Source organism: uncultured Marinobacter sp., assembly GCF_947488835.1.
In the GTDB taxonomy this organism is placed as follows: Bacteria; Pseudomonadota; Gammaproteobacteria; order Pseudomonadales; family Oleiphilaceae; genus Marinobacter.
Genome location: NZ_CANLBK010000001.1, coordinates 1,760,345 through 1,785,304 on the forward strand (window position 1 = coordinate 1,760,345; position 24,960 = coordinate 1,785,304).

Consider the following 24,960-nt stretch of genomic DNA (forward strand, 5'->3'; position numbering starts at 1 on the left):
TGCCAATCAGGAATCGAAGTTAAGGCCCGGCGACAAGCTTTCCGGCACCTCGCTTTTGCCCGCTTCAAGAGAGGCCATAGGCCAGGCGCAGTAATCTGCAGCGTAATAGGCGCTGGCCCGATGATTTCCGCTGGCGCCTACGCCACCAAAAGGTGCGGCACTGCTGGCGCCGGTCAAAGGGCGGTTCCAGTTAACAATGCCCGCCCTTGCCTCTTCCAGCAACCGCTCGTAGAGCTTTCTGTCGTCCGAAAGCAAGCCGGCAGAAAGCCCATAACGGGTGTTGTTAGCCAGCTCCAGGGCATCATCGAAACCCTTGTACCGATAGACGGTTAATAGCGGCCCGAAGAACTCCTCATCCGGCAGCTCCAACCCGCTTACATCCACAATGCCTGGAGAAAGAAGGCCAGTGTTTGGTTTGAGTTGTTTCATCTCCAGCATGGATATTCCACCTTTTTCGAGCATGCTGGCCTGAGCAGCCAAAAGTTTTTCTGCCGCCTGTGCAGAAATCACCGAGCCCATAAACGGTTGGGGTTTATCATCAAACTCTCCAACCTGGATACGTGCAGACACCGCCACAAGGCGATCCAGAAACTCATCGCCCTTCGTGCCCTTTGGAACCAGCAATCTGCGGGCGCAAGTGCAGCGCTGTCCAGCAGACAAAAACGCCGACTGCAGAGCGTGATGGACCGCGCCATCGATGTCCGAAATATCCTGTACAATCAGCGCGTTGTTACCACCCATTTCCAGGGCAAGAATCTTCTCCGGCTGGCCTCCAAGTTGCTCATGCAGCTTATGACCTACCGTTGAGCTACCGGTAAAGAACAAGCCGTCAATTGCAGGGTGGCCCGCAAGCGACTTGCCTGTATCCGCAGCACCCTGAACCAGGTTGATTACACCATCGGGCAAGCCAGCTTTCTCCCACAGTTTCACCGTCAACTCCGCCACGCCGGGCGTCAACTCACTGGGTTTGAATACCACCGTATTGCCCGCCAATAGCGCCGGCACAATATGGCCATTAGGAAGGTGGCCGGGAAAGTTGTAAGGGCCAAACACCGCAACCACCCCATGGGGCTTATGACGAAGCACCGCATGGCCACCCGCAACATCCGATTCGCTGTGCCCGGTGCGTTCATTATAGGCTTTCACCGAAATGCCGATCTTGCCGGCCATGGCAGCCACTTCCGTACGGGACTCCCAAAGGGGTTTACCGGTTTCCAGGCCAATCTGGTGGGCCAGCTCCTCCTTGTTTGCTTCCAGCAATTCAGCAAAAGCCTCAACAACCGAAAGGCGCTCGGCAAAGCTCTTGCGCCGCCATTTCAGGAAGGCGTCCCGCGCGCTGCGCACGGCTGCATCCACATCAGCCAGGCTGGCACCAGTACCTTCCCATACGGCCTTGCCGGTAACGGGCTGAACAGACTCGAACGCGGGGCCATGGCCCTGAAGCCAAAGCCCACCAATAAACAGTTCGCCGGTCAGGTTTGCCATATCACTCACTCTCCTGCTGCTGGAATTGTACGTTTTTAGCTCGCGGCTTTGGCCGGTGCCTGAGTCCTTTCCTTAAGGGGGGCCAGCCGAACCGGGTCGCCCGACTCTATCTGCAAGGCCTCTGCCACTTCCGGTGGAAGGCTGATTGTGTCTATACCCACGCAACTGGCGGGCACCGTAGTTACCCGAAAGTTACGGAACGAGCGATTGGAAATCATCACCCGCTTATCCGCCGGCACATCGAGATCTATGGCTTTTCGGGTCACAGAGGCATAGCGGTTGAAACTGTCCCGAACTGTGCGAATGGTGTGCACGAATGCCTCAACCACCGGGCCACCATCAAAGATGTCGACCATGCCATTAAAGTTAAACCCTTCGGCTTTCAGCATGGTAAGCGCCGGAGCCGTATTACCATGAACCATGCCGACAACCGCCCGTGCCGAATCCGGCAGCATAGGCAGGTATATAGGGTATTTGGGCATCAGCTCAGCAATAAACGCCTTATTGCCAAGCCCGGACAGCATGTCGGCTTCTATGAATTCCATATCAAAGAACTTGCTACCCAGCGCGTCCCAAAGCGGGCTCATTCCCTGCTCATCAGACACACCGCGCATTTCCGCAAATACTTTTTCAGAGAAGTGCTTTCTAAACTCATCAAGAAACATGAAGCGACAGCGGGACAGAAGCAGACCATTGCCGCCACCGTGGTAATCGCTGGATAGCAGCAAGGAACAGATCTCACTGGTGTCTGTCATGTCGTTTGACAGGTGCAGTGTTGGCGTTCGCACATGCACACCCAGCTCTTTGGAGGCGTTTACGGTAACGCTGAGCCGATAGTTATAAAACACCTCATCCAGGCCCACCCGGGCCTGAATACCGCTGATTCCTACCGCTTTGCCAGTATCCGTATCTTCCAGGGCAAACAGGTACAGGCCCGCTTCCGGTGCACAACGCTGATTGAAGGTTTCCTGTGCCTGGTTGATTTTACGCTGCAACATGTCCCGGTCGGCCGGCAACGAGGTCAGTCCCTTGCCCGCTTTCTGAGCCATGGCGTAAAGATCTTCAAGATCAGTTTGCTGAAGTGGTCGAATGACTAGCATGGCGCTACCCTCACTTCATCACCTGCAGTCTTGTCGAGTAAACCCCAGACCTTCACAGGTACCTTGAGGGTACCTTCAAGCGTGCCGGCAGCACGAGCAAGCGTACAACGGAACCCAGCGCCACCACCCGCGGCAATAAGGCAAAGATCTCCGCTCCCATCGCCAGCATCATTCACAGAGCCATGGAGGGCTTTGCGCTGACTGGTTACCAATGTGTGCAGGGCGTCGGTGCGCGCTTCCAGCACCGGCCCACCATCGAAAATGTCCAGATAGCAACCCGCCTGAAAACCTTCTCTCTGCAACAACTCAAGGTTTGGCACAGTCAGTTCGTGAGGCTGCCCTAACGCCTCCTGCGCCGCTTCGGAAAGCAAAGTGACGTACACAGGGTGCGGCGGCATAAGCTCCGCAATAAAGGTTTTACTGAGCGCGCCCGAGTGCTGGTCAGCTGTTTCAAAATCCATATTAAAAAAGTGACGCCCCAAACTGTCCCAGAAGGGCACACTGCCATCCTCGTGCTGCACGCCCTGAATTTCCACAGCAACCCGCTGGGTAAACCAGTCGCGATGCTCGGCGATGAACAGGATTCGGGCTCGGGACAAGAGCTCAAAGGCTTCCGTGTTGCGCAACTCAGGCGTGATGGAAAACGAGCAAAGCAATGTGTGATCGGTCAGACCGTGACTCGGGTAGAGAACGTCTACGCGGCTTGATATGCCTAGCTCGTGGGAGGCATGAATCAATGCATCCCGGCGGTAGTTATAAAACGGCTGACCATTACCTGCACGAGCATCAATACCCGCCGTGCCATGGATCCTGCCTGTGGCGGTATCCTCCAGAACGAAAAGAAACCGTGGCAACGGGCCGCCAGAGATTGTTTTACCGGCGAGAGAAGTTAGCGAGTGTTTTATTTTTTCGGCAAGCGCGTCACGCTGCCGGGGCAGCGTGGATGAGAGACGGGCGGTTTCTGAACCCGCCGCGCCGGCTATCTCCAGTATCTGGTTCACGTCATCGGGTAGTGCCGGACGTACCAACCACATAAAAGCTCCTAGGCAGTCAGTTTCTTCACCGCTGCTTCAAAGCGCTCAAGCGCTTCATCAATATCGGTATCCGGAATGATCAGCGAAGGTGCCAATCGAATAACATCGGCGCCAGCAATCAACACCATCACACCTTCATCCAGGCCGGCGTTGAGAAATTCCTTCGCCTTTCCTTTCCATTTTTCGGTCAGCACACAACCCAGCAAAAGCCCGGCACCGCGAACCTCACTGAAGAGTTCATAGCGCTCACCAATATCCATCATGCCTTTACGCAGGTGCTCAGAACGGGCCTTGACACCCTTGAGGATCTCGGGCTGGCTTACGGTATCGATAACCTTTTGGGCAACCGCGCAAGCCAGGGCATTGCCACCATAGGTGCTGCCATGGGTGCCTACGCCAAGACTGGCTGCAACTTTTGCAGTGGTCAGCATGGCGGCTACCGGGAAACCACCGCCCAAGCCTTTGGCGCTGGTAAGAATGTCTGGTACTACACCATACATCTCGTATGCATACAGATGACCTGTACGGCCCACCCCGGACTGCACCTCATCAAAAATCAGCAAAGCGCTGTTGTCATCACAGAGCTTGCGCAGGCCTTCCAGGAATTCAGGGTCGGCTGGAACCACTCCGCTCTCACCCTGAATTGGTTCCACAACCACCGCACAGGTCTTTGCCTTGGAGATCAGTTTCTTGACGGATTCCAGATCGTTAAAGTCTGCGTGGTGGATGCCGCCCGGCGCAGGCTCAAATCCCTCCAGATACTTTGCCTGCCCGCCCACACTCACGGTGAATAAGGTACGGCCGTGGAAGGCGTTCTTGAAAGAGATAATTTCGTGTTTCTCAGGGCCTGTGTGCTCCCAGCCATAACGACGTGCCAGCTTGAACGCCGCCTCGTTGGCTTCACCACCGGAGTTGGCAAAGAACACCCGCTCAGCAAATGTGAGATCGCACAGAGTTTTAGCCAAACGCAAAGCAGGCTCGTTGGTCATCACGTTAGAGAGGTGCCAGATTTTCTCCGCCTGCTCCACCAGGGCACCCACCAGCCCTGGGTGCGAATGCCCGAGACAACTCACGGCAATACCACCCTGAAGATCTATAAACTCGCGGCCATCCTGATCCCAAATTCGGGAACCCTCGCCTCGCACGGGAATAATAGAGCCCGGTGCGTAGTTGGGTACCATAACTTCATCAAACAGTTCGCGGCTGACAGGTTCTTTGTTCATAGATCTCTCTCGGAAAAGCAGTTAAGCCTATAAAAATAGTAGAGTTGCCGGCGTAGGCAAGTAAGTAGGTGTGCGGATCAGTCACTTATACTACGCCACTTAATGCTTCAGCACATCTGGTGCTATTGCCCCCTTAAAACTCCGTCACACCAATGCAGCACTGCTGCCTCGGAGAACGGCAAGTCAACCGCGGTTTCACCACCAAAATCATGCCACTGAGAAAGGAACTTTCGCTTCACCACCGTTAAAACCGGAATGCCGGCAGCAAGTAGCTGAACAAATTCCGCGCGGAACCCATTGCCGCCGATTTCCTGCTGGCCGAACCGGTTAACAACCGCCAGCTTGGGTGGCTGCTCTAGCAATCCGCGTATCACGCTCGTTGCATCTGCCAACCCACGGGGATCGAGGCAACAGGATTGCGATTCTTTTCCAAGGTTCTGGGCAATGGAATACTCCTGACCCGTTTCCAGATCCTGTAGCGCCATGGGTTCTCGCCGTAACCCATGCTCATTCAACACCATGGATAAGCCAGCCACTCGATCGCCTCGCTGGTTCAGGGTTGCTGCCACCTTATGCAACAACTGATCCACTGCCTGCTCATCGTTGTCGTAGATTATTGCCGCGAAATTCAGCTGTGTGCTCATACGTGTGTTACCTGCTGACTAAGTAAGACAAGCCTAGCGGGTTTGAAAATACGCTCATTGCTCTGGATCAGTAACTCCGGACTGCTTTGCTCCATACCAAAACGCAAAAGGCGGGCCTGTTAAGCCCGCCTTTTGCTGCCCCCAAATTTCATAGACTGGAAGCCTGTCTGGCTAGTTTCACAGCAAAAGGGAGCGAATATCCCCAAGCAGCTCACCAAGCAATGAGGTAAAGCGCGCTGCATCAGCCCCGTTCACCGCTCGGTGATCGTAAGACAACGACAGCGGTAGCATCAGCCTCGGCTGAAACTCGCTTCCATCCCATACAGGCTTCATTGCAGCCCGGGACACCCCAAGAATCGCCACCTCCGGCGTATTCACAATTGGCGTGAAAGCCGTACCACCGATTCCACCCAAGCTTGTAATGGTGAAACAAGCGCCCTGCATCTCTGCAGGCTTTAACTTCCTGTCACGGGCTTTCTGGGCAAGCTCGGCACTTTCTGCCGCCAACTCCCAAAGGCCTTTCTGATCGACATCGCGAATCACCGGAACCATCAGCCCGTTGGGCGTATCCACAGCAATACCAATATGAATGTATTGCTTGCGAACCACCTCTTTGCGCTCCAAATCCAGAGACACGTTGAATTGCGGCAGCTCCGCCAATGCCGTTGCACAGGCCTTGAGAATAAACGGCAACGGCGTCATCTTCACGCCCCTCTTTTCACCAGCCGCTTTCTGGGATTTTCGGAATGCCTCCATATCGGAGATATCCGCATCCTCAAACTGGGTGACGTGGGGCACGTTCAGCCAACTGCGCTGCATGTTGCTGGCCGTCACCGCCATCATCCGTGACATGGGCTCTCGCTCAATATCACCGAATTGGCTGAAATCTGGCAGCTTCACACCTGGTATTCCAGACCCCGTACCAGCGCCCGAACTTCCTTGCTGAGTCTGTTGCAGCTGACTTTTCACATAATCGTTCACATCGTCTTTCAGAATCCGGCTTTTCGGGCCAGACCCTTTGATGCGAGTCATATCTGCACCCAGCTCGCGAGCCAGTTTGCGCACGGCCGGGCCAGCATGAACTCTGGAACCCGGCGAAGGCGGCTCGTAGGTTGAGCTCTGGGGCTGTGCCTCGGGCTCCTTCGACGGCTTATCATCGGCTTCAGGTTCAGGCTTTGCTTCCTGGCCCGAGTCGGCAGCCGTCTCGCCCTGATCGTCATCGTCCTCGTCGCTATCGTCGGCGACCGTCATTTCCAGGAGCTTGTCGCCTTCAGACAACTTGTCTCCTTCACTCACCAGAACCTTCACCACCTTACCGGCGTATGGAGACGGTATATCCATGGATGCCTTATCGGATTCAACCGTTACCAAAGACGCATCTACCTCAATGGTGTCGCCTTCAGATATGTTGACCTCGATAACCGGCACGTCTTCCATACCATCCAGAGGCGGAACCAACACCGTTTCCGTGCGGGAGCCGCCTGACTTTTTCTTCGGTTCTGGCTTGGGTTTTTCGGGCTCGGGCTTTCCATCCGAATCAGCACTGGACTCACTTTCTGCTTTCGCTTCCGGCTCATCGTCAGTTCCGCCAGAAGCTCCGCCAGCGTCCATCATTGCCACCACGTCGCCTTCTTTCACCTTGTCCCCAACCTTCACGGAAAGCTTGGTGATTTTACCGGCACCAGGGGATGGCAAATCTACAGAGGCCTTATCGGTTTCAACAGTCAGAATGGAGTCCTCTGCCTCAACCGAGTCGCCAACACTGACCAGAATCTCGATTATCTCAACTTCATCTGCCCCGCCAAGATCGGGAACCTTGATTTCCTGTTCGCTCATGACGGTCTCCTTAGCAGTGCGCCGGGTTCGTTTTATTACGATCGATACCGTACTTGCGCATGGCTTCAAGAACCTGCTCCTGCTTCACCTCGCCATCTTTGGCCAAGGCCGACAGAGCAGCTACCGTTACGTAATAACGATCCACCTCGAAGAAGCTTCTCAGCTTCTCGCGAGTGTCACTGCGACCAAAACCATCGGTACCCAGTGTCAGGAATGTTTTGGGGATGAACGCACGCAGTTGCTCGGAGTGCAGCTTGACGTAATCTGTCGACGATACGACAGGGCCTGTCTGCTTCTCCAGGCACTGAGTGACGTGAGCCTTACGAACCTTGTCATCCGGATGCAGCAGGTTCCAACGTTCAACGTGCTGACCGTCTCGGGCAAGTTCGTTAAAGCTGGTGACGCTCCAGACATCGGAGGCTATACCCCAGTCGTCTTTCAGCATCTGAGCCGCTGCCCGCACTTCGTTGAGAATGGCTCCGGCACCCAGTAGCTGTACACGCAGCTTTTTCTTGCCACCTTTTACTTCGACGGATTCGAACTTGTACATGCCTTTGATAATGTCGTCTTCCACGCCCTTGGGCATGGCCGGCTGCTCATAGTTCTCGTTTTCCATGGTGATGTAGTAGAAAACGTTTTTATTCTCTTCAAACATTTCCTTCATGCCGTGGTGAATCACTACGGCCATCTCATATCCGAATGCCGGATCGTACGCTTTACAGTTGGGAATGGTGTTTGCCAGCACATGGCTGTGACCATCCTGGTGCTGCAAGCCTTCACCATTCAGCGTAGTGCGCCCGGCAGTGCCTCCAATAAGGAAACCACGCGCCTGCATGTCGCCGGATGCCCAAGCCAGATCGCCCACGCGCTGGAAGCCAAACATGGAGTAGAACGCGTAGAACGGAATCAGCGGGAAGTTGTTGTTGCTATAAGATGTCGCAGCCGCCATCCACGCGGCCATAGCACCACCTTCGTTAATACCTTCCTGCAGAATCTGTCCTTTCTTGTCCTCCCGGTAATACATGATCTGTTCACGATCCTGGGGTACATACTTTTGCCCCTCAGACGTGTAGATCCCCAGCTGACGGAACATACCTTCCATACCGAAGGTACGAGCCTCATCCGGCACGATTGGCACTATCCGCTTGCCAATACGCTTATCTTTAACGAGCGCTCCCAGCAGGCGCACAAACGCCATGGTTGTGGAGATTTCACGGCCACTAGAACCTTCCAGAACCTGTTTGAAAATATCCAGATCAGGAATCTGAAGAGGCTGACAATCCTTGCGGCGACGGGGATAAAAGCCACCCAACTCCTGCCTGCGCTTGTTCATGTACACCAGCTCGGGGCTGTCTGGCGCTGGCCGGTAATAGGGTACGTCTTCCAGCTCTTCATCTTTCAGCGGAATTGCAAAGCGATCGCGGAATGACTTGAGGGTTTCAATATCCAGCTTCTTCAGTGAGTGGGCCGTGTTCTGAGACTCGCCCGCCGCACCAAAACCATAACCTTTAATCGTGTGCGCAAGAATAACCGTCGGCTTGCCGTTCGCCTCGGTCATAGCCTTCTGATAAGCGGCGTACACTTTGTAGGGGTCGTGACCACCCCGATTGAGCTTGTTGATATCTTCGTCGGTCCAGTCTTCTACCAGCTTGGCCAACTGCGGGTACTTGCCAAAGAAGTGTTTGCGGGTATGGGATGGACCGTTATGGGTAAAGTTCTGCAGGTCACCATCGCAAATCTCGTCCATGGCCCGCTGCATAACGCCGTGTTCATCCAGGTCGAACAGGGTGTCCCAAACCCGACCCCAAACCACCTTGATCACGTTCCAGCCAGCTCCCCGGAAGGTGCCTTCAAGCTCTTGAATAATCTTACCGTTACCACGCACCGGACCATCCAGGCGTTGCAGGTTACAGTTCACCACAAACACCAGGTTGTCGAGATTTTCCCGACCGGCTTTTGAGATACACCCCAGGGTTTCCGGCTCGTCGGTCTCACCATCACCCACAAAGCACCAAACCTTGCGATTGCCCATTTCAACGAGTTCGCGGCTATCCAGGTACTTCATCACGTGGGCCTGATAAATGGCCTGAATCGGCCCAAGCCCCATAGATACGGTGGGGAACTGCCAGTAATCCGGCATTAGCCAGGGGTGCGGATACGAGGAGAGGCCGTCTCCATCCACTTCCTCGCGATATTTATCAAGCTGGGCTTCTGTAAACCGTCCTTCCAGAAAAGACCGAGCGTAGTTGCCCGGCGAGGCGTGACCCTGAAAATAGATCAAGTCGGACTCACGCTTTTCATCACCACCATGGAAAAAGTAGTTAAAGCCAACGTCGTAGAGCGTGGCTGCAGATGAGAAGGTCGATATATGGCCGCCCAGATCGCCCGGCCGCTTGTTGGCACGCACAACCATGGCCATGGCGTTCCAGCGGATCAGTGACCGAATCCGGCGCTCCATAAACAGGTCGCCCGGCATCCGCGCTTCCTGGGTTGCCGGAATAGTATTTCGGAACGGTGTAGTAATTGAATACGGCAGCTCGGTGCCGTCACGGCTGGCACGCTCAGAAAGGCGCTCCAGAATGTACTTAACCCGCTCTATGCCTTCGTTCTCCATGAGCGACTCAAGTGCATCAAGCCATTCGCTCGTTTCTATGGGATCATCATCCTGGTACATCAAACCTCCCCCTTCGCATCCAAAAGTGCTGCAAGTGCCAGGCGTGGCACCCGCGCATGCGGTATCAAGTTAACTGCAACAACGGCAACGTTTTCGTTATGTATTTTTTTCCGGTAGACATACCGGTCAAGGTTACTAACTGCGTCCATCAAGCATAGAACAGCTTTTCTGTTTTTACTGCCCGTCCCTGCCGGATGATCAGACTGTGGCGCCAAACCAGCCAGGTATCATTCGGTCAGTACTCAAAATCCGTAGTATTTTTACTACGCATTTACGGTAAAAACCAACAAAAAGGCGAAACCTACGCGCCAAACACAATCACAATTACGATTAGTTACGCAATAATGCCCTTTTTAAGAGCACCAAACAACCAGACTCAGACCAACGTCTTAGTCGCGATAACACCCAAGCTTTCATTACCACGCTAAACGATCTTGACACTCAAGCCTGCCGCGAAACCATATTTTTATGTATACATTTCAATTTGTTACGGTCACAAAAACAAAATAACCGAATTTTCTTCTGCGCATTTTTAATTAGACCTGAAACTAAACAATAATTTATGTATACTCGCCTGCCCATTTTTTGACCACCGGAGCGGCGTTTATTTTGCGCTCCTGACATTTCATACCTTTAATTACTGAGGGCGAACCATGAACTCAATCGTCACTTTTCCAAACCGGATTCCTACAACAGAATTCGAGGAACGACGCTTCAAGGTTTATACAGACCGCCAACTAGACAAAATCGAGATCATCCAGAATCTTCCGGAAGAGACCCTGTTTGAAATGAAGGTAGTAGCCAGCGTGCTGCCCTTCCGTGTGAACGAGTACGTGATCAACGAACTGATTAACTGGGACAAGGTACCCAACGACCCCATTTATCAGTTGGTGTTCCCGCAAAAAGGCATGCTGAAAGACGAGCACTTTGACCGCATGGCCAAGCTGCACCGGGAAGGCGCGGAGAAGAAAGAGATTCAAGCGGTAGCAAAAGAGATCCGTGACGACCTGAACCCGCACCCAGCCGGCCAAATGGAAATGAACATGCCGGAGCTGGAAGGCGAAGTGCTCGACGGGGTGCAGCACAAATATCGCGAAACCGTGCTCTTCTTCCCGGCCCAGGGCCAGACCTGCCACTCTTATTGCACCTTCTGCTTCCGCTGGGCGCAGTTTGTGGGCGACAAAGACCTGAAGATGTCCAGCACCGAGGCTGAAAAGCTGCACGGCTACCTGCAGGAGCACACAGAAGTAACCGACCTGCTGGTAACCGGTGGCGACCCCATGGTGATGAAGACCAAGAGCCTGGCCCAGTACCTTGAACCTCTGTTACAGCCAGAGTTTGACCACATCCAGACCATTCGCATTGGCACCAAGGCTTTAACCTTCTGGCCGTACCGCTTTGTGACTGATAAAGATGCTGACGAGCTAATTGAGTTGTTCGCCAAACTGGTAGATGCCGGTAAGCACATTGCGATCATGGCCCACTACAACCACTGGCAAGAAATCACCACCGACATCGCCGAAGAAGCCATCCGTCGCATTCGCGCCACCGGTGCTGAAATTCGCGCACAAGGGCCGCTGATCAAGCACGTTAACGACAATGCAGATGACTGGGCCAAGCTCTGGAAGAAAGAAGTTCAGCTGGGCATCATCCCCTACTACATGTTTGTAGAGCGGGATACCGGCGCCAAGAACTACTTTGAAGTGCCGCTAGCCGAAGCCTTCCAGATTTACCGCGAGGCCATGAAAAAAGTCAGCGGCCTGGCCCGCACTGCTCGCGGACCTAGCATGAGTGCAGGGCCCGGCAAGGTAGAAGTTCAGGGCATTGCAGAAGTCGCCGGTGAGAAAGTCTTTGTGCTGCGCTTCCTGCAGGGCCGTAACCCGGACTGGGTACAGCGCCCGTTCTTTGCCAAGTACAGCGAAACAGCTACCTGGCTGCATGAGCTGGAGCCGGCATTCGGGGAGGAGAAGTTCTTCTTTGAGGATGAGTTTGAGGAAATGAAGAAAGGGAATGGCTAAGAGGCCGTGACCTGATAAGAGATGGAGAAAAGGGCCAGATGAAGGGATTCATCTGGCCCTTTTTCTTGGCCCCCAGCTCTCCAGCCACTCATTTCAAAGGATTGCGGTTCATGCAGAATCTGCAACCTGCATCCAAATTGCACCCAACACCGTAAGGTCTATCATTAACTAAAACCATCTAAGAACCTACCTGCGGGAGCCAAACATGCAAGCCTCCGGAAAACCCTGGCTCACCAACAAAGTTTGGCTCGCCCTGCCCATCATTCTGTTACTCCTGCTTGCCCGCTGCAGCAGCGACAACAACGACGAAACCGAAGCGGCCAGCCAACAGAACCAACCCATTGACCAGAGCAGTGATGAGCCACAAGCCAGCGCCGCACTGGTATCATCGAGCAATAAACGCTTTACCTCCAGTCAGATCAAAGCCGCCATGCGTGAACACATCGCCAAACGCACAGCGCTCGGCAACCCCGGTGTTTTCGAAATTACCGACCCGCGCACCAGCCAAAACCTGGAACTGCAGTTTCAGGTCATCCACGACCCGGTTCGAGTGATCGACGGCAAGTTCTATTTCGCCTGCACCAATTTCGCTGCTATCAACGACCCGGACAAAACCTATGACCTGGATTTCTGGCTGCAGGAGCTGGATGGTGAACTGGTGGTCTACGAAGAAAACGTCCACAAGCTACCCATACGATCAGACAATCAATGGGTACAAGAGCCGCGATACAACTTTGTGAATGACCGGATCAACCTTCTCCGGTAGGCAGGCGCGTAGCTATGGATGACGCAAAGCTGATTATCTTCCTGCTGGGTTTCGCTCTTCTCTACGGCGTGGAAACCCTGTTTTCAGCTCGTCCCTGGAAAGAAGCGCGGGGCAAGCGCCTGCGCACTCACCTGTCCATGGCTATTTTCAATACGGTACTGCTCAAACTGATCATTCTGGCGCCGTTTCTATACTGGACTGAATGGGTTGTGGAACAGGGATGGGGTCTGGCACCCATGCTTGGTTATAGCGGGCTCGGTGGCATTCTTGCCACCATTATTGTGCTGGATATGCTGGACTACTGGTGGCACCGGTTTAATCACAGGCTGGGCCTGCTTTGGCGGTTCCACAAGGTTCACCATGTGGACACCCACGTGGACATAACCACAGCGCTGAGATTTCACCCGGGGGAGCTCTTCATTTCTTTCTTCGTGAAGCTAACCTGGATTGCGCTTTGGGGGCCATCCCTTGCGGGCTTTATTGCATTCGAAATTGCGGTAAGCCTTGCCAGCCAGTTTCATCACTCCAACATTGATCTACCAGAGCGCTGGGAGCGCAGGCTAAGGAAATTCATCGTCACGCCCCGATTTCATGCCAGCCATCACACTGTGGCCCGGCGCACAGGCGATGCCAATTTTGCCACTATCTTTATTGTTTGGGATCGCCTGTTTGGCACCTACGCCGAACCCGACGAACAGGAGATGACACATCTGGGCTTGCCAGAAGGTCGCGACGACTATTTATCCTTCAGCACCTGGCTAACGGAACCATTCCGACCACGGAATCAGGCGCCGGAAAATCCACCCTAGGGCATTGCCCGTATATCAAGTTGCACTTATAAATAAGTGGCAATGACATCAAAAAGGAGAAATAAAATGAAAATGCTCCAATCAATTACCTACCTGCTATTCCTGCTGGCCGCCTTCGCATTCGGCGGCGTTGCCGTGGCTCAAGACGAGCATGGTGGAACCGCTGTTGAAGAGAGTAGTGGTGATGAGCATGCAGGAGAAGCAGCCGATTCTGACGAGGATTCAAAGAAAGAAGAGGAAGAAGATGAGCATGCCGGGGAAGAGGCTGACTCTGACGAACATGCGGGGGATGACGCTTAAAGCCCGTTCTTTGAGCCGATCCATCAGTGTGTACCCCAGGGAGCAAGGTTTCACTCACTCCCTGGGATATTTCTGATTAGCGCCTGATTTTCTTATCCAGACTCGCCAACTTGGCCGCGCTGAACACATACATAGACGCAACCTCAACCGCGCCATCATCCCAAGCTGTCAGGGGTGCAAGAGATTTTTGTCCTGACTGAATGCTATCCGGGAACCCATCAGCCCCTTCAACATCAACCGACCAGAGGATCTCAAAGGTGTCTGGGTCACGACGTTGCAATGCAGATGCTGTAACCACCAGCAAGCGGCCTTGTGCATCGATAGCCACATCATAGATATCGGCACGAACATCTTCGGCATAGCGCCAGCGCTTATCAATCAGCGCCTCTACATTGCCACTGCCGGTATCCACGCGATAAACGCTGTAACGGGACATTCTTTCTGCATTTAGTAAGATATTATCGTGCACACTGAAATAGAGCTGATCCCCTACTTTACGGAACAGGCTGGAGGCCACAATTTCGTTGGCATCGCGCAAAACACCAATCTGCCTCGTCCATTGAACGCCACATGTTTGATTCATTTTGCTGATCACGCCCGCATTTCCACTGAAGCTGAAAGCATAGATAAAGCCATCATCGCCCAGAATGACCGTGCCATCGTCTTTTGCAGAGGCGACTCTCTCCCACCAATTCGAGCCAGAGTAGTTCAACGGCATGTAACGCATATCATTCAGGTTGCCCAAACGGGCAGAACAGATCTCAGTGCCAGCTCCATCCTTTAATGTCAGCTTGCCTTTTGCAGCATTAAATATAAGGTCTGCCGTTAAGTGACTGACTGATTTCCGCCCTATTGCCCCGTTATCATAACTGGACGATGCTAACTGAAACCCGGATGCGTCAGCGGCATAGACTTTGACGCCACCGGTGGTGAGTGTATAGCCATCACTAACGCCGTCATACCGAATACGCTGCGCTCCCTCGACACCACTGTAGGGTTTCTGAACGGCACTGCTCCAAATGCTTCTATTGACGTTGGCATCTGAAAGATCGATGTCTGAAACCCTTACTTGATCCACACGCTCACCAGCGGCATTCACCCGCCCCAGGTAGAGTCCATTCTCACTGGCACCCGCACCGCTTGCGCTGTACATATAAAACTCAGGGTCACCGGCCTGTTTATCAAATAGCCATTCAATGGTGGTGCCTTCAGCGAACTGATTATTCAATATCTGGTCTTTATCGAGCTTGTCCGGAAATGCGGCAACCTGATTGTCAGAGCCTGGTGTAATTCGTGGACCATCGCTCAACGGCATACCGATTATTTTGTAGGTACCAGAACTACCGCCACTATAATTCGATGCGGTATACGTGCCAGCGCCTGCACTTTTTGGCGTCAACACAAAGGTATCTACAACCTGACTGCCGGCATAATCCAGAACAATTTTATAGTTTGAGCCGCCCGAGCGCTGCCAGTTATAGCTGTCAAAATCGTCTGCATCGAATACCTTCTTGTCACGGGTGTTAAAGCCAGCAGGGGCATAACCTGATGGATCGGAAGAGGAAGGCTTCATAAACAAAATGATTTGCCCGACATTCGTCCCCGTGCCGGTCGCTGACTGAACAGTCATTTCAATCTGCAGATTTTCAGGGGACGCAGGCCAAGTGTAGCCGGCAGAGCTTGAACTGCCCCCACCTGCGCTATCACCATCACCACCACCGCCACAGGCGGTTAGCGCAAAACTGCACACTACAACAGGAAGAAACGAGCGGGGTTTATTCGCAAAGGGGAAGTTGGTCACTGGTCGTAACTCCGAATAGGCAACAGCAACTTCAAAGGTGCGCAGGACTACCCTTTGAAACAAAAGCTGCGAACAGCTTTGCTTGCAAACAACTCTGCGTGCCGGTGCGATAAAAAGGAAAACAGCGCCAGCTTACGCAATGCCCGCAACAGCCCACCACCCCCATATAAGGGTAATCTTAGGTGCCCTAAATCAACAGCGCCGGAGAAGCCGTGCTGGTGGCCGGGCCTGAACTGACGGGCCAAACTGTCATTTAATGTGAAACTTTACTTCTTTCTGTATCGATCACTCGCTATCCCGAATAGCCACGACTGCCCATCCGTGTGGGCCGGCCCCGGTTTTCCCGGAGCTACTCGGCAAGTGCTGCATTGTGAGCACCCCTAAATAGGGGCATGCACGAGAAAAGGCACGTGCTAATTTCTTCGGCGTAAACACTGTCGGTTCAAAAGGAGTTTCCAGTGAAAAAAATAAAACACATAGCTATCGCGGGCGCACTATCCTCCACACTATTAATTACTGGCTGTGGTGGATCATCCAGTGGCGATGACACTGCAACTAACTCCCGAGCCATCTCGGGCACCGCAACAGCACCGGTAGGCGCAGTTGCGTATTTTGAGGAGCAAAGCGCTTTTGAAGTGGCGCTAAACTTTTTCATATCGCCACTGGCAGCCGCCATCACAGGACTTGATCCGGTCAGCGGAGCAACAGTCGAACTTATTCGGGTCGACAATAGCGGAGCCCAAGTCGGGGATGTGCTGGCGACAACGGCAACCTCTATCACCGGAGACTACACCCTTACCCTTCCTGAAGGGGTCAATCTTGCTGGCAACCTGGTTGTGAGAATAAGCGGCAGCAATAGCGCCCTCCGCGCCCAAGTGGTGGAAAGGAATGTGGATATTTCACCCGTGTCTGAATTCGTGCTGCGCAAGTTTGTTAATCAAGGTGTTGCGCTTGACCAACTGGTGGTATCCGACATTGTTAAGCTTTCTGGTCGCGTAGAAGAGTTCGATATCACTTTATCTGGCGCAGCCAATCTGGATGCCGCCTACGCCGCTTTAGAAAATGAAATCGGTGATTTCGTTGAAAATGAAGTGGCGGTGTCTACAGCTCCCGCAGGCAACGCAGCCAGCATTGTAGGAGATTACCGCAACGCCGCTTTTTCTTTCGGGCTAAGCGACGGTGAGGGTACTGGGTACGGCTCCTTTGCAATGGACGTATGGACTGGCGACTTTACGTTTGCAGACAACGGGGGCAACAACGTTTCACTCACAGTGCTGAACGAGGGGGGCGCTTTTGGTGACCTACGTGGTACAGCGGTAAACCAGGGCAGCGTTTATTATGAGAGCGAGACAGAAAACAACATAAACGAAACATTCCCGGGAACACTCACTGCAAACGGTATTCTCAGCGTATCCGGCGCCTTCGAAGAGAGCATCGATGGCGACTTTGGCTGGCGCTACCCTCCGATGACCTACAACTTTTCAAAGGTTCAAAACTCGGGACTGTTTTTTCTGCTGACCAACGAAGCATCGGTACGCTATAGCACCAAGGATACCAATGGTGATGGTATAAAAGATGCTCTCGACCCAAGCCAAAAAAGTGGCGACGAAATCTTCCGGTATATCGAGATGTTCAGCCGCCAGCCAACGGCATTCAGTGATACTGATCTAACGGGCAAGTTCGGTCGCGTTTACATTGAATCCGGCATGTCCAACGGTCATATTGAACTGCTCACAGAAACCAACACCCTAACGTTTGCCGGGGATGGCACATTCACTTACGGCGCTTCAACCGGGCACCGGGTCTCGCTCTCCAGTACTTCGACTTACGAAGTACCTCAGCCCGAGCCAGAACAAACAGGTCTGCCGATAACGATTACTGCTGAAGGGGATATCACGTTTGCAGGGCTCAGTGATGACGTGCCCGCGCAACCCCAGCCGGCCGATGGGTTCATCAACGATACCTTTGACTTTATGGCCTTCACAAATGCAGAGGGCACCGTTGGGCAAGACGCATACTTCGGTCAGACGCTCCTAATGAAGCTTCCAACCACCTCGCCCGCTGTAACTAACAATAAATACCGGATGCTACTGCTAGCCATGCAAATGAGTGACGGCGGCGAAATGGTGCTGTCTTCAAGCCAGTTCAACACCTACGTCAACATGGCTTCCGAAACAGAAGGGACCGTTGACGGTACTTTTTTTGAAGTGGTCAAACCGAACCTTGGCGGTGAAATCCTGCTTGAAACCTATACTGAGTCAGCCACAGACCTAACTGCCAGCATTGACAATGACGGTGGTACGACACTGACAGTGGCCGACGCTGAAGGCACCACTTCCATGGACGGCTTCTTCAACGAAGGCGCAACCCTTGGCATCTTCACGCTCCGCTATGCTGACACTGGAAATGATCCTGACGAACTCGGCATCGTTATTCTGGTGAAGACCGACAATTGATACCCTGAACCGCAGGGCGCATCTATAACCGGGGCGCCCTGCCCTTCCCCTTACCAACCAGGGACCTAGCGCAACAACGCAGAAAGAACCGTGCTGATCAACTGCCCCTGCCGGCTCTGTCCGGTTTTATGGAAAATCTGTTTCAGGTAACTGCGGATCGTCGCCTCACTTTTATGCCGTTTTGCGGCAATATCTTTCAGGCTGAGCCCCGTAACAAGATCCTCGCAAACCTCCGCTTCCACTGGCGAAAGCAAAAAATACTCAGCAATCTCTGCAGCGCTGGGAAACACTCTTGATTCCGAGTTAATTACCGTTATCAACACGCCACCCGTAAGCAACTCGTTATGCCCAAGTGGCCTGAAGGTCATTGCAAGCGGTGCTTCTAACTCACGGCCAACTATCAGGGTTTCAGGGCGCACCGGCTCTTCGCCCGTAGCCGCATCAGACACACTCGTAATCGCGCGAAAGAAGGCTTTCTGAACAACTTCTGATTGGAAGCAAAAGCGCTGATTCCGGATAGCAAGACACGGCTCGCGCTCCATAAGCTCATCACCGCGCAGGTTCGCAAGCACCACCAACCCTTGATTATTAAGAACAAACGCGGCTTCGGAAATCAGTTCCACTATTGCTGAAAGTGACTGTTCTGCGCTTGGATGCTGATGAAAGGTCTGCGCAAGGCCAATTGTTTGCCGAACAAAAGGCACAAGACGATTCAATGCTGCAAGCTCCCTCTGCTCATAGGGTCCTTGGGCAACAGTGCGTTGAACAGTAAGCAATACGATATGGGTGTCTGATGCATCAACCACCAGCCATGCAGAGTCGAGCATGCTGTGGTCTGCCTCCCACCGGTCATAGTCATCACCCGGAGCGCCATGCTCGACTAATGGAAGAGCCGAATGAAATTCCCCTGGCGGCTGCGTGACGGCATGATTAGTCACCGCATCGTGCGCAATCATGTTGTTATCCAAATACCAGGCTAGAAACTCGTCGGGAAGACCGGCATGCCAAATATGCTCTATTGCTCTGGGCGCTTTGCGAATGAAGGAGAGCTGAGCAGCGCAACCATTAATGGCGGTCGTCAGCATAGCTAAAAAGTCGTGGAAGCCTGATTGGTTCTGCAAAGACTCATACAAACACCGAATCAGCTCAGACTCCTCTGGTAGAACTTCCTGGTGGCTAAATGTCCCGTGAAGTGACTGAGACTCCATCGGCTCTCCCATTTGTTTGATTTTTATTGGAGCGAGTTACTTGCTTCCGCTAACCAAACTATAGAAGAAACTCAACAATATGTAGAGGAAAACGGGCCATCCCCATGATGGATAGCCCGCTAAAGGATGGAATCAGTGCATCAGTGTATAAAGCTTACGCCGGTAGGTCCGCACATCCGGGTTGCCATTTCCCAGCTTTTCAAACAGCTCAACCAGGGTTGTTTTGGCCACCTCGTCTTTGTATTTACTATCCACCTGCATAAGCTTGATGAGCAGTTCCATCGCTTCCGCATTTTTTTCCTGCAGTACATGGTGAAGCGCCAACAGGTGCAACGCATCAGGATCTTTCGGATCCTGCTCCAGCGCCATTTCCAGATCCTTCACTGGCGGTAGCTCCGCAGACTGTCTCAGGAACTTGATTCTGGCCGCCAGCTGCTTTGCCTGGTGCTGAAGTTTTTCTTCAGGCGGAAGGCTTTCGAGTACCTGCTCAGCGGTTTCGATATCACCGCTTTCGGCTTTCAGCTGGGCAAGGTCGATCAGCACTTTCAGGTTTTCGGGGTCTTTCTGGTTCATTTCAGAAAGGATTTCCATGGCGCCGTCGACATCGCCTTCACCCCATAACCGATGGGCTTTCTCGTATGGGTCCTCATCGGGAAGTTCAATGTGCTTTTCAAGCACCTTGCGGATTTCACTCTCGGGCAAAGCTCCGTTAAACCCGTCAACTGCCTGCCCATCTTTGACCAGAATAATCGTTGGCAAGCTCCGCACACCCAAGCTGGAGGTGAGCTGCTCCTGTTGGTCCGCGTTCACTTTCGCCAGCCGAAAAGCGCCTTGGTACTCATTAGCCAGTTTTTCCAGTAAGGGCATTAGCTGCTTACAGGGCGCACACCATTCGGCCCAAACATCTACAAGCACAGGGGTGGTTGAGGAAGCCTCCATAACCTCCTGCTGAAAATTTTCCATAGTGGCTTCAAAAATATGGGGAGAGCTGCTCATGTAGGGCACCTGAAATGTTCGTATATTGGTTAAAGCGTAGATGGGGCTACAGGACCGGAATTCAAGAGTGGCAGACCACGGCTCGAGTGCCCCTGAGCTTGAAAATACAACTTTAGGCTCTAGTTAGTGACTAGACACTCCTCATATCAGGAAGCACTAGCAGCATGAATCACGATAACGACAAAGACTCTCTGGAAGATTTCGAGGAAGACATCACCGAATACATTGGCAAAAACGAGCACAGCAAAGAGCTGGCATTACCGGAACAATCTTTACCCAAGCGGATGTATGTGCTGCCGGTATCAAACAGGCCGTTCTTCCCGGCTCAGGTACAGCCAGTCGTGGTCAATCAAACCCCATGGCAGGAGACCCTCAAGCGCGTAGCCGAAACCGACCACAAAATGCTCGGCATCTGTTACGTCGATGATCACCAGCCCGGGCAGAGCATACCCGAGAGCAGCGAGTTAGCCACGATTGGCTGCGCCGTGCGAGTTCATCATGCGCAGAACAAAGACGGGAATGTGCAGTTTATCGCCCAAGGCCTGCAACGGTTCCGGATAGTGCAGTGGCTGCGACGCAAGCCACCGTATCTGGTGGAGGTTGAATACCCTCAGGAGCCCGAGGAAGATGCGGATGAAACCAAGGCCTACACCCTCGCCATCATCAGCGCCATTAAAGAACTGCTACGAACCAACCCGTTATACGGCGAGGAAGTAAAACAGTACCTCTCCCGTTTTGGCCCGGAAGACAGCTCGCCACTGACCGACTTCGGCGCATCCATGACCAGCGCACCCGGCTTGGAGCTACAAGGCATTCTGGACACGGTTCCCCTGCTCCGACGAATGGAAAAAGTACTGCTGTTGATGCGCAAGGAGCTTGAGGTTGCACGCCTCCAGACCGAAATCAGCGAAGAAGTGAACGAGAAGGTGCAGAAGCATCAACGGGACTTCTTCCTGAAAGAGCAGCTCAAGGTGATCCAGCGCGAACTGGGCATGTCGAAAGACGACAAATCAGCAGATGCGGAACGCTTCGAAGCCCGCATGGCAGAACTTGATCCACCCGAGGCTGTTCAAGAGCGCTTTGACGAAGAACTGCAAAAACTGCAAATACTCGAACAGGGTTCGCCGGAGTATGGCGTTACCCGCAACTACCTCGACTGGCTGACCCAGGTACCCTGGGGCCAGCATTCCGAAGATCAGTTTGACCTGGCGAAAGCCCGTAACATTCTGAACCGCGACCACGACGGCCTTGATGATGTAAAAAGCCGGATCATCGAGTTTCTGGCCGAGGGCACGTTCAAGGGCGAGGTCAGCGGCTCTATTCTGCTGCTTGTTGGCCCGCCGGGCGTCGGTAAAACATCCATTGGCCACTCAGTGGCGGACGCGCTTGGGCGCAAGTTTTACAGATTCAGCGTTGGCGGCATGCGCGATGAAGCGGAAATCAAAGGGCACAGGCGCACCTATATCGGCGCCATGCCGGGCAAATTTGTACAGGCTCTGAAAGACACCAAGGTGGCCAACCCGGTGATCATGCTGGACGAGATCGACAAGATCGGCGCGTCCTACCAGGGCGACCCGGCTTCGGCGCTGCTGGAAACTTTGGATCCGGAACAGAACAAGGAATTCCTGGACCACTATCTGGATGTGCGCATGGACTTGTCCAAGGTTCTGTTTATTTGCACGGCCAACCAGCTCGACACTATCCCCCGGCCGTTGCTGGACCGAATGGATGTTATTCGCTTATCTGGATACATCACTGAGGAAAAGCTGGCGATAGCCAAATATCACCTGCTGCCACGCTTGCTGAAGCGGGCCAAACTGCTCAAAAAGCAGTTCAACATTACCGATGCCGCCATCCGCCAAATAATCGAGGGCTATGCCCGGGAAGCAGGCGTGCGGAACCTGGAAAAAATGCTTCACAAGGTCATGCGCAAGGGCATAGTGAAACTGCTCGAATCCCCGGACGAACCAATAAAGGTAGGCATATCGGACTTGCAAGAATATTTGGGCCAGCCTGCGTTCCGGAAAGAAAAAGCCCTGAAAGGGGTTGGAGTAGTCACCGGATTGGCCTGGACTTCCATGGGCGGCGCAACGCTGAGCATTGAGGCGTCACGAATTCATAGCAGCCAGCGTGGCTTCAAGCTGACCGGCCAGCTTGGTGATGTCATGAAGGAATCCGCTGAGATTGCCTACAGTTACGTTGCCTCGAATCTGAAGCGGTTCAAGGGCGACCCTGCATTTTTCGATAAATCTTTCGTGCATCTACATGTGCCAGAGGGCGCAACCCCCAAAGACGGCCCCAGTGCCGGCGTGACTATGGCAACCGCCCTGCTTTCCATTGCCCGCCGGGAAGCACCTCAGCAAAACACAGCGATGACCGGAGAACTGACACTAACGGGGCAGGTGCTACCCGTGGGAGGTATTCGCGAGAAAGTCATTGCGGCCCGCCGGCAGAAAATCAGTAACCTGATTCTTCCGGAAGCAAACCGCGGCGATTATGAGGAACTACCGGATTACCTGAAAGAAGGCCTCACCGTTAACTTCGCTCGCCACTATAACGATGTGTTCCAGGTGTGCTTTGGCAACAAACCCAAAACCGGCTCAGTGGTACATTGAACCCATGGAAAGAAAAGGCTCAGGTCTTTTCTTTCCAACCATCGTCCTTCAGCATGGGGCCAACGTCCAGTACGGGTGAGGCGTCAATGTCGTCCGCATCCATCATGTTTGCGACTCGCTGAATAGAGGCCAGAATCATATTCTGTTCCCATTCATGAAGGCTCTGGAATTTCTGAATAAAGTCTTCTTGCAGGGGGTTAGGTGCACGGGAAAGCAAGTCTGCTCCGCTTTCTGTCAGATGCGCATGAACTTTGCGCTTGTCTTGCGTACTGCGAACGCGATACACCAACTGCCGGTGCTCAAGACGATCAAGAATGGTGGTGACTGTTGCCTGGCTCAGGCTCACCTTGTCGGCAATGGTGCCAATTGTGACCTCACCCAGATCGCGGATGGTCCGCATAATCAGGAGTTGCGGCCCGGTAAGCCCGGCATTTTTGCTGAGCCGCTTGGAATGAAGATCTGTTGCCCGGATAACTCGCCGGAGTGCGACCAGAACATGCTCATAATTCTGCACTGTATTACTGCTCCAATAAGGCCTGCCGGCCACTGTTTACACCACTAACTATTAGAGGTCTTCGCACTCCTGAATGCAAGTAAATACATGCACCTGCTTCCTTTTAGTCTCGCTCCGCGCAATACTTTTTTGATCTGAGCCTTGAACAGTTGCGTGACGACGAAAGCTTCCGCACACTGGCACTCACAGATCATCTCTACATCACCGGAATGTTGACCGGGAAATGTTAAATGATCACCGAAGCCTCGGGCTAGCTTGACAAGGCAGGATGTGTAGTGTTTGTTTAGCTTTCTGAGAACATAAGAATAACCCTGAACCTAACAGGACAGACTCAATGACAACTTCACTAAAAAAACTTGTAACCGCCGTTAGCACTTCCGTTGCACTTATGGGTGCAGGCTACGCAGCTGCAGACATCCAGATTGGTATCGCCGGCCCCGTAACCGGCCCCGTTGCCCAGTATGGCGACATGCAGTTCTCCGGTGCCCGCATGGCCATTGCACAAATCAACGCCGCCGGTGGCGTAATGGGCGAGAAGCTCGTCGCAGTAGAATACGACGACGTGTGTGACCCCAAGCAAGCCGTTACTGTTGCTAACCGGCTGGTAAATGATGGCGTAAAATATGTCATCGGCCACCTTTGCTCAAGTTCAACCCAGCCTGCGTCTGACATTTATGAAGACGAAGGCATCCTGATGATCACGCCTGCATCAACCAGCCCGGAAATCACCGAGCGCGGTTATGAGCTGGTATTCCGGACCATCGGCCTCGATAGCATGCAAGGCCCGGTTGCCGGCAACTACATCGCCAGCCAGAACCCGAAACGGGTTGCTGTCATTCACGATAAACAGCAATACGGTGAAGGTATTGCTACGGCGGTACGTGACACCCTAAAAGACAAAGGCATCGAAGTTGCCATGTTTGAAGGTGTTACGGCTGGCGATAAAGACTTCTCCTCTCTGGTGACCAAGCTCAAGCAAGCCGACGTGGACTACGTGTACTTTGGCGGCTACCACCCTGAGCTGGGCCTGATCCTGCGCCAAGCGCGTCAGGCAGACCTGAAAGCCAAGTTCATGGGCCCTGAAGGCGTTGGCAACAAAGACATCAACACCATTGCCGGCGAAGCCGCAGAAGGGCTACTGGTCACTCTGCCACCCAGCTTTGATGAAAAGGCCGAGAACAAGGACTTGGTAGCAGCATTCGAAGCCAAAGGTGAGGATCCCTCAGGCCCGTTCGTACTGACATCTTACGCCGCTGTTCAGCTGGTCGCCCAGGGCATTGAAGCTGCGAAATCCAAGGATGCATTCGACGTTGCAGCCGCACTTCGCAGTGGCAGCTTTGAAACTCCAATCGGCACTGTGCAATACGACAAAGCCGGCGATATGAAGTCATTCGAGTTTGTTGTGTACGAATGGCATTCAGATGGAAGCAAAACTCCGGTAAACTAAGCCAGATCGTTACTAAACGGTAATCAAAGAGCAC

The 24,960-nt window shown here is 53.2% G+C and carries 18 protein-coding genes; 7 read left to right on the plus strand and 11 right to left on the minus strand.

From position 1 onward, the window contains the following. Positions 1 to 6: 6 nt before the first annotated feature. The 7 genes from astD to aceE form a co-directional block, all read right to left on the minus strand. Positions 7 to 1,485, minus strand: coding sequence for a succinylglutamate-semialdehyde dehydrogenase (astD, locus tag Q0824_RS08175; RefSeq protein ID WP_298449191.1), 1,479 nt, complete (start codon positions 1,483 to 1,485; stop codon positions 7 to 9). A gap of 35 nt (positions 1,486 to 1,520) precedes the next feature. After that, positions 1,521 to 2,585 (minus strand): arginine N-succinyltransferase, encoded by a 1,065-nt coding sequence (gene astA / locus Q0824_RS08180; protein WP_298449193.1) that lies wholly within the window; start codon positions 2,583 to 2,585, stop codon positions 1,521 to 1,523. Then, positions 2,579 to 3,619: an arginine N-succinyltransferase gene (locus tag Q0824_RS08185; RefSeq protein WP_298449195.1), complete on the minus strand. Its 1,041-nt coding sequence runs from the start codon at positions 3,617 to 3,619 to the stop codon at positions 2,579 to 2,581. The genes astA and Q0824_RS08185 overlap by 7 nt, the downstream gene beginning before the upstream one ends. Before the next feature lie 8 nt (positions 3,620 to 3,627). Continuing rightward, positions 3,628 to 4,842: an aspartate aminotransferase family protein gene (locus Q0824_RS08190; RefSeq protein WP_298449197.1), complete on the minus strand. Its 1,215-nt coding sequence runs from the start codon at positions 4,840 to 4,842 to the stop codon at positions 3,628 to 3,630. Between the two features lie 122 nt (positions 4,843 to 4,964). Then, the gene (locus Q0824_RS08195; protein WP_298449199.1) at positions 4,965 to 5,486 is read right to left on the minus strand and encodes a DUF2478 domain-containing protein; all 522 of its coding nucleotides are present in this window, start codon (positions 5,484 to 5,486) and stop codon (positions 4,965 to 4,967) included. 177 nt (positions 5,487 to 5,663) lie between these two features. Further along, positions 5,664 to 7,322, minus strand: a complete 1,659-nt coding sequence (gene aceF, locus Q0824_RS08200) for a dihydrolipoyllysine-residue acetyltransferase (RefSeq protein ID WP_298449201.1) — start codon at positions 7,320 to 7,322, stop codon at positions 5,664 to 5,666. 10 nt (positions 7,323 to 7,332) lie between these two features. Beyond that, positions 7,333 to 9,996 carry a pyruvate dehydrogenase (acetyl-transferring), homodimeric type gene (gene aceE / locus Q0824_RS08205; RefSeq protein WP_298449203.1) on the minus strand — a complete coding sequence of 888 codons (2,664 nt, stop codon included), beginning with the start codon at positions 9,994 to 9,996 and terminating at the stop codon, positions 7,333 to 7,335. 653 nt (positions 9,997 to 10,649) lie between these two features. On the opposite strand from aceE, the gene Q0824_RS08210 reads away from it, so the two are divergent. The 4 genes from Q0824_RS08210 to Q0824_RS08225 all read left to right on the plus strand — a co-directional run bounded on the left by Q0824_RS08210 (position 10,650) and on the right by Q0824_RS08225 (position 13,889). Further along, complete coding sequence (locus tag Q0824_RS08210) at positions 10,650 to 12,014, plus strand: lysine 2,3-aminomutase (RefSeq protein ID WP_298449205.1); 1,365 nt, start codon at positions 10,650 to 10,652, stop codon at positions 12,012 to 12,014. A gap of 205 nt (positions 12,015 to 12,219) precedes the next feature. Beyond that, complete coding sequence (locus Q0824_RS08215; protein ID WP_298449206.1) at positions 12,220 to 12,780, plus strand: hypothetical protein; 561 nt, start codon at positions 12,220 to 12,222, stop codon at positions 12,778 to 12,780. 14 nt (positions 12,781 to 12,794) lie between these two features. Next, entirely contained in the window at positions 12,795 to 13,589 is a 795-nt protein-coding gene (locus Q0824_RS08220) for a sterol desaturase family protein (protein WP_298449207.1), read from the plus strand. Positions 13,590 to 13,655: 66 nt separating this feature from the next. Further along, on the plus strand, positions 13,656 to 13,889 hold the full coding sequence (locus Q0824_RS08225; protein WP_298449208.1) for a hypothetical protein: 234 nt from the start codon (positions 13,656 to 13,658) through the stop codon (positions 13,887 to 13,889). A gap of 76 nt (positions 13,890 to 13,965) precedes the next feature. Here Q0824_RS08225 and Q0824_RS08230 read toward each other — a convergent pair whose 3' ends face one another. Beyond that, entirely contained in the window at positions 13,966 to 15,690 is a 1,725-nt protein-coding gene (locus tag Q0824_RS08230) for a hypothetical protein (RefSeq protein ID WP_298449210.1), read from the minus strand. A 458-nt stretch (positions 15,691 to 16,148) separates the two neighbouring features. On the opposite strand from Q0824_RS08230, the gene Q0824_RS08235 reads away from it, so the two are divergent. Further along, entirely contained in the window at positions 16,149 to 18,146 is a 1,998-nt protein-coding gene (locus tag Q0824_RS08235) for a hypothetical protein (RefSeq protein ID WP_298449212.1), read from the plus strand. 65 nt (positions 18,147 to 18,211) lie between these two features. Here Q0824_RS08235 and Q0824_RS08240 read toward each other — a convergent pair whose 3' ends face one another. Both Q0824_RS08240 and trxA read right to left on the minus strand, forming a co-directional pair. Then, positions 18,212 to 19,354 (minus strand): LuxR C-terminal-related transcriptional regulator, encoded by a 1,143-nt coding sequence (locus tag Q0824_RS08240; RefSeq protein ID WP_298449214.1) that lies wholly within the window; start codon positions 19,352 to 19,354, stop codon positions 18,212 to 18,214. Positions 19,355 to 19,486: 132 nt separating this feature from the next. After that, the gene (gene trxA, locus Q0824_RS08245) at positions 19,487 to 20,350 is read right to left on the minus strand and encodes a thioredoxin (protein ID WP_298449217.1); all 864 of its coding nucleotides are present in this window, start codon (positions 20,348 to 20,350) and stop codon (positions 19,487 to 19,489) included. Between the two features lie 164 nt (positions 20,351 to 20,514). Here trxA and lon point away from each other — a divergent pair, with 164 nt between their 5' ends. Beyond that, positions 20,515 to 22,965 carry an endopeptidase La gene (gene lon, locus Q0824_RS08250; RefSeq protein WP_298449219.1) on the plus strand — a complete coding sequence of 817 codons (2,451 nt, stop codon included), beginning with the start codon at positions 20,515 to 20,517 and terminating at the stop codon, positions 22,963 to 22,965. 19 nt (positions 22,966 to 22,984) lie between these two features. Here the strand turns inward: lon and Q0824_RS08255 are convergent, their stop codons facing one another. Then, a complete protein-coding gene (locus Q0824_RS08255; protein ID WP_298449221.1) occupies positions 22,985 to 23,479 on the minus strand; it encodes a MarR family transcriptional regulator in 495 nt (164 codons plus the stop codon). A 334-nt stretch (positions 23,480 to 23,813) separates the two neighbouring features. Between Q0824_RS08255 and Q0824_RS08260 the strand changes: the two genes are divergently transcribed. Further along, positions 23,814 to 24,926, plus strand: coding sequence for a branched-chain amino acid ABC transporter substrate-binding protein (locus Q0824_RS08260; protein ID WP_298449223.1), 1,113 nt, complete (start codon positions 23,814 to 23,816; stop codon positions 24,924 to 24,926). Positions 24,927 to 24,960 lie beyond the last annotated feature (34 nt).

What these genes read in the sequence shown, in the direction of transcription:
- Q0824_RS08240 (WP_298449214.1), bottom strand. Translation starts at nt 19,354, where the DNA reads ATGGAGTCTCAGTCACTTCACGGGACATTTAGCCACCAGGAAGTTCTA.
- aceE (WP_298449203.1), bottom strand. Translation starts at nt 9,996, where the DNA reads ATGTACCAGGATGATGATCCCATAGAAACGAGCGAATGGCTTGATGCA.
- Q0824_RS08220 (WP_298449207.1), top strand. Translation starts at nt 12,795, where the DNA reads ATGGATGACGCAAAGCTGATTATCTTCCTGCTGGGTTTCGCTCTTCTC.
- Q0824_RS08195 (WP_298449199.1), bottom strand. Translation starts at nt 5,486, where the DNA reads ATGAGCACACAGCTGAATTTCGCGGCAATAATCTACGACAACGATGAG.
- Q0824_RS08225 (WP_298449208.1), top strand. Translation starts at nt 13,656, where the DNA reads ATGAAAATGCTCCAATCAATTACCTACCTGCTATTCCTGCTGGCCGCC.
- Q0824_RS08190 (WP_298449197.1), bottom strand. Translation starts at nt 4,842, where the DNA reads ATGAACAAAGAACCTGTCAGCCGCGAACTGTTTGATGAAGTTATGGTA.
- astD (WP_298449191.1), bottom strand. Translation starts at nt 1,485, where the DNA reads ATGGCAAACCTGACCGGCGAACTGTTTATTGGTGGGCTTTGGCTTCAG.
- astA (WP_298449193.1), bottom strand. Translation starts at nt 2,585, where the DNA reads ATGCTAGTCATTCGACCACTTCAGCAAACTGATCTTGAAGATCTTTAC.
- Q0824_RS08210 (WP_298449205.1), top strand. Translation starts at nt 10,650, where the DNA reads ATGAACTCAATCGTCACTTTTCCAAACCGGATTCCTACAACAGAATTC.
- Q0824_RS08215 (WP_298449206.1), top strand. Translation starts at nt 12,220, where the DNA reads ATGCAAGCCTCCGGAAAACCCTGGCTCACCAACAAAGTTTGGCTCGCC.
- aceF (WP_298449201.1), bottom strand. Translation starts at nt 7,322, where the DNA reads ATGAGCGAACAGGAAATCAAGGTTCCCGATCTTGGCGGGGCAGATGAA.
- Q0824_RS08260 (WP_298449223.1), top strand. Translation starts at nt 23,814, where the DNA reads ATGACAACTTCACTAAAAAAACTTGTAACCGCCGTTAGCACTTCCGTT.
- Q0824_RS08185 (WP_298449195.1), bottom strand. Translation starts at nt 3,619, where the DNA reads ATGTGGTTGGTACGTCCGGCACTACCCGATGACGTGAACCAGATACTG.
- trxA (WP_298449217.1), bottom strand. Translation starts at nt 20,350, where the DNA reads ATGAGCAGCTCTCCCCATATTTTTGAAGCCACTATGGAAAATTTTCAG.
- lon (WP_298449219.1), top strand. Translation starts at nt 20,515, where the DNA reads ATGAATCACGATAACGACAAAGACTCTCTGGAAGATTTCGAGGAAGAC.